Annotated in this window: 4 protein-coding genes; 1 reads left to right on the top strand and 3 read right to left on the bottom strand. The window is 64.2% G+C overall.

Annotation, left to right across the window (positions count from 1 at the left end; genetic code table 11):
* The 3 genes from VHK65_11245 to VHK65_11235 form a co-directional block, all read right to left on the bottom strand.
* Positions 1 to 2,528, bottom strand: a 2,528-nt coding sequence (locus VHK65_11245) for a UPF0182 family protein (GenBank protein HVS06723.1), incomplete at its 3' end; no start/stop codon positions are given.
* Positions 2,521 to 3,807, bottom strand: a complete 1,287-nt coding sequence (gene eno, locus VHK65_11240; GenBank protein ID HVS06722.1) for a phosphopyruvate hydratase — start codon at positions 3,805 to 3,807, stop codon at positions 2,521 to 2,523. The genes eno and VHK65_11245, both read right to left, overlap by 8 nt.
* Entirely contained in the window at positions 3,804 to 4,160 is a 357-nt protein-coding gene (locus VHK65_11235; GenBank protein ID HVS06721.1) for a zinc ribbon domain-containing protein, read from the bottom strand. Before VHK65_11235 ends, eno begins: the two co-directional genes overlap by 4 nt.
* A 21-nt stretch (positions 4,161 to 4,181) precedes the next feature.
* On the opposite strand from VHK65_11235, the gene VHK65_11230 reads away from it, so the two are divergent.
* The gene (locus tag VHK65_11230; GenBank protein HVS06720.1) at positions 4,182 to 4,565 is read left to right on the top strand and encodes a hypothetical protein; all 384 of its coding nucleotides are present in this window, start codon (positions 4,182 to 4,184) and stop codon (positions 4,563 to 4,565) included.
* Positions 4,566 to 4,651: the final 86 nt, after the last annotated feature.

The following is a 4,651-nucleotide window of genomic DNA, read 5'->3' as shown; positions in this document are numbered from 1 at the left end:
ACGATCACCTTCTTCAACTGCGGTTTGGCAACGTTGGTGGCTTCAAGGTAGACAGGCTCGATATAGAGCAGCGACGTCTCGATTGGGAGGACGAGGAGGTTGCCACGGATCACGCTCGAACCCGGGGCGTTCAACAACGCGAATTGCGACTTGATCAGGGGCGCCTGGTCGATGTTGGCCTCGACCTGCTGCGGGCCGACGACCAGACTGTCTTTGGGGAAACGGAAATCGAAGAGCGTGCCGTAGTCCGGCTGATCGGAGCGCGCCGCCAGATAAGCGATCATGTTCGTCTTGCCGTTCGGCGTGTAGGGCAAGATGGTGAGGAACTCTTCCTTCGCCTCGCCTGGAAGCCTGCTGATCACGTAGAAGGGTCGAATGGGCGAGGCGCTTCCGCCCTGAGACAAATTCTCTTTTGCGATGTTCCAGAGATCGGACCGGAGGTAGAAGACGGTCGGATCGGTCATGTGGAAGTAGGTGAATCGCTCGGCCTGACGGTTAAAGAGGTCGCGCGGGTAACGGATGTGGGCTTGTAGCCCGGCGGGCATGGCGCTGAATGGCTTGAAGAGGCCGGGAAAGATTGACGCGTAGGTGTTGGCGATCGCGTCTTTCGTGTCGATCTGGTAGAAGGTCGTGGTACCGTCGTAGGCGTCGACAACGGCCTTGACGGAGTTGCGCGCATAGTTGACGCCCGTGAGCGGGCCGCCATCGTAGGGCGGCATCTCGCTGTATGGGTAGTGGTCGGTCACAGTGAACCCGTCCAGGATCCAGTAGATGTGACCATCGACCACGACGACATAAGGATCCTGGTCGAACTGCAGGAACGGCGCAAGCGCCGAAACCCGATCCTGGACCGCGCGGTTGAACAAGACCTGCGTCTGGGACGTCAGCTGGGGACTGATCAGCATGTTGATGTCACCGAAGCGAATCGCAAAGGCCAAGCTTCGAAGGGTCGATGACAGCGGCACGCCTGACGTGCCCTTCCACTGGGTGTACTGGTCGGTGGTAAACGGATAATCGAATTCGGGCTGCTTGGAGTCGGTCAATACGTAGTTCGTGGTGTGGCGGCCAAAGTAGATTCCTGACTGGGTGACCGCCGGCACGCCGGCCGGTGGGATGTCCTGGAGCGTGAGGACCGGATCGCCCTGGGCGGTTGCCTCATTGGCACGGGCGGCGACCACGCCGTAGCCGTGTGTGTACTGCAGCTTGAGCGCGACCCAGGTGTTTGCCACCTGGGTGACCTTGTCGGGGTTCAGCTCACGCGCGGCGAGTAAGAGCTGCAGGTACTGGCCGCCCAGCTGGTAGCGGTCGACCGCCACCTCGTTGGGGTAGAACTGGTAGTAGGTGCGCAAGCTCTGGAGGTTTTCCAGGGTGGACGGGAGGGCCAGCTGTGGGTCCCAGAGGCGCGCATTCTGGACCGTTTGCGGGTTGTTGGCGACCTTGTCGGCGGTCAGCGTGTCCTGGGGCGTGAAAGGCCGGTCGGCAATACTTGTGAGGCCCCACGCCAGCCGGGTGAAGTCGATCTGGTTCTTGATATAGGACGTCTCGCGCTGCAGCTCGCTAGGCGCGACCTGGAACCGCTGGACGATGCCGGGGAAGATCACCAGCAGGATGAACGCCCCGCCCAGCCAGACAACCAGCGCCGCTGCAAGAGCCGCGAGGCGTGCGCCGAAGGCATTGACCAGCAGGCCGATGGTGATCAGCACCATCAGCACCGTCATGATCCAGTAGGCGGGAACTCGGGCAGCGACGTCCGCATAGCCGATCCCGTACACGAAGCCGCGCTTGCTCAACAACATCTCATAGAGGTCGAGCTGGTAGTGGACGGCCCAGAGGGCGGCGAAGGCCGCAGACAGGACGGAGAGGTGCCGTATCGCGCGTGCGGGCAGCACCAGATTCTGGAAGCCGGATCTGGAGGCGTAGATGCCAGCAACCATCAGGATCATGAGGATCACCACGCCCAGCAGCCAGCCCCAGAGCAGGCGGTAGAAGGGGAGGGTGAAGACGTAGAACGAGACGTCCCGGTGCCAGATCGGGTCCTGGACGTTGAAGGCCTTCTGATTGAAGAACGTCAGGATTGTTTGCCACTCTCCGGCGGCGATCCGCCCGAAGAGGAGGCCGAGAAGAAACACGGCGAGCAGGGCGAGGATGGTGGACGGCGCCGTGAGAGGGCGCTGGCGAATGCCGATCGACGACAGCCGCCGGCCGGTGTTGGCGTTGAGCGCCAGCAACACGTTGGCCGTGCCTATCACCCAAAAGACGATGGCGAAGATGAAGAATGACCAGACCTGGGCCGCAAAGCGCGTCCCGAAGACAGCGCCAAAGCCAAGCGCGCGGAACCACAGGTAGTCGGTATAGAAGGTCGCGAACGGCTTTAGCAGAAAGAGAACCAGCAGTAAGACGGCGACGACAGTGATCCAGATGACCCCCCGTCGCGAAATCCGGATGGTCGGGAAACTCGGCTCGGTGGGCAGCCGGCCGAAGGGCGACTCGCCGCCCTCGAAAAATCCACGCGGGGGGCGTCTAGACACCGGCGAACGCAGCGCGCCTCGGGTACGGTGCGGTACTGCCCACCTCTTCCTCTATCCGCAGGAGCCGATTGTACTTCGCCACTCGCTCGGAGCGTGACGGGGCACCGGTTTTTATCTGGCCCGCGCCGGTGGCGACCGCCAGGTCGGCGATGAAGGTGTCCTCGGTCTCGCCCGAGCGGTGCGAGATCACGGTGCTGTAGCCGGCGCCACGGGCGGTGGCGATGGTTTCTAAGGTTTCGGTCAACGTGCCGATCTGGTTGACCTTGATGAGGATGCTGTTGGCGGCGCCGCTCTCGATCCCACGACGAAGGCGGACGACATTTGTGACGAAGATATCGTCCCCCACGAGCTGCACCCGTTTCCCAAGTTTGCTCGTCAGCGATCGCCAACCCTCCCAGTCATCCTCGGCCAGCCCGTCCTCGATGGAGATGACGGGGTAGCGATCGATCCAGCGGGCCCAGCGATCGATCAGCCCATCTGGCGTTAGGCTCAGCCCCTCGCCGGTGAGCTCGTAGTGGCCGTCGCGGTAGAACTCGGACGCGGCGGGGTCCAGCGCGATCAAGACATCTCGCCCGGGCTGGTGGCCGCTGCGCTCGACGGCGTCGACCAGCAGGCGCATCGCGTCCTCGTTGGCGTCGAGCTCCGGCGCAAACCCGCCCTCATCGCCCTGCCCAGTGCTCAGCCCGCGTTGGTGCAGGATGTCCTTGAGGGCGTGAAAAACCTCGGTCCCCCAGCGAAGTCCCTCAGAAAAGGTCGGCGCGCCGGCCGGCACCACCATGAATTCCTGAAAATCAACCTTGGTCTGCGCGTGCCGACCGCCGTTGAGGATGTTCATCATCGGGACCGGCATGATCAGCTCGCGGCCGTCCGCGAGATAGCGATAGAGCGGTTGATCCGCGGCCAGCGCCGCGCTGCGGGCGACCGCCAGCGACGCTCCCAGAACCGCATTCGCGCCCAGGCGTGACTTGTTCGCCGTCCCATCGAGGTTGATGAGCCGCTCGTCGATGCCCCGCTGGTCGCTCGCATCAGCGCTGCGCAGCGCGGCCGCGATATCGCCGTTGACGTGGCCCACCGCCTTAAGGACACCCTTGCCGCCGTAACGGCTCTTGTCGCCGTCACGCAACTCGACCGCCTCGTGTGCGCCGGTCGATGCGCCCGAGGGTACGGCGGCTCGGCCGATCAACCCCGACTCCAGCACCACGTCGACCTCGACCGTCGGGTTCCCTCGCGAGTCGAGGATCTCCCGGCCGTGGACGCGCGCGATGCGGGCCGCGGTCACAGGTCCTCGTCGTCCATGCTGTCCGCACTGTGGGAACCGGCGCCTTCCATCTCCGAGACCGCCTGGTCGAAATCCTCGCCCATCTCGTCGTCGCCCATCTGCTGTCCCATCTTCTTCGCCCAGCGCGCCATGCTGCTGGGGTCGTTCTCGTCGACGTCGGAAAGGTCACTGTCGCTCAGCCGGTCCAGCCGGCTGTCCTCCGAGAGGACCTGGGCGGTCCGCGAGATCAGGCGGGTGAGGTGGCGACCGCCGCAGAGCGGACAGGCAGGCGATTCCTCGACCGCCGTCAGGCTCTTGAAGAAGATGGAGGGCCGTTTGCCGCAGTCGGCACAGCGGTACTCGTAAATGGGCATCGGTCGCCCTAAACTTAGCGTATGGCAGAACAGCAGCAGCATTCCGAAGGCACCGAGCGTGTACGCGAGGCGATCCGCGACGGCTTCACCATCATGCTGGGCGCGGCCAGCTGGGCGTTCGAGATGGGCGACCAGATGGTCGACACCTGGTTGCACCGGGGGCAGGTCAGCCGCGAAGAGAGCCGCCGGCGGTTCGAGGAGTTCAAATCCAATACACGTCGCCGGGGTGAGGATCTCAGCCGCCGAGTTCAGGAGGGCGTGCGGTCATCGATGCCGGTTGCGACGCGCGATCAAATCGCCAGCCTGGAGCGGCAGGTCGCGGACCTGAAACGCCAGCTCGAGTCGGTGCAGGGTGCCGGCGCTACGCCGTCGAGTCCGCCGCAACGGAGTCGCACAGAGTCTTAACCGGGCCGGTGCGTCGTCCAGCGGCCACGAACGCCTCAAACGCTCGCATGGCACTAAAGCGCCGCTCGCGTGGGCCGGCGGGCCCG

Source organism: Candidatus Dormiibacterota bacterium, from assembly GCA_035544955.1.
Classification (GTDB): domain Bacteria; phylum Chloroflexota; class Dormibacteria; order CF-121; family CF-121; genus CF-13.
The sequence above is the reverse complement of the archived record's forward strand: the minus strand, read 5'-3'. Positions and strand labels throughout refer to the sequence as shown.

Coding starts and splice junctions, on each gene's coding strand:
- VHK65_11235 (HVS06721.1), bottom strand. CDS start 4,160: ATGCCCATTTACGAGTACCGCTGTGCCGACTGCGGCAAACGGCCCTCC.
- VHK65_11230 (HVS06720.1), top strand. CDS start 4,182: ATGGCAGAACAGCAGCAGCATTCCGAAGGCACCGAGCGTGTACGCGAG.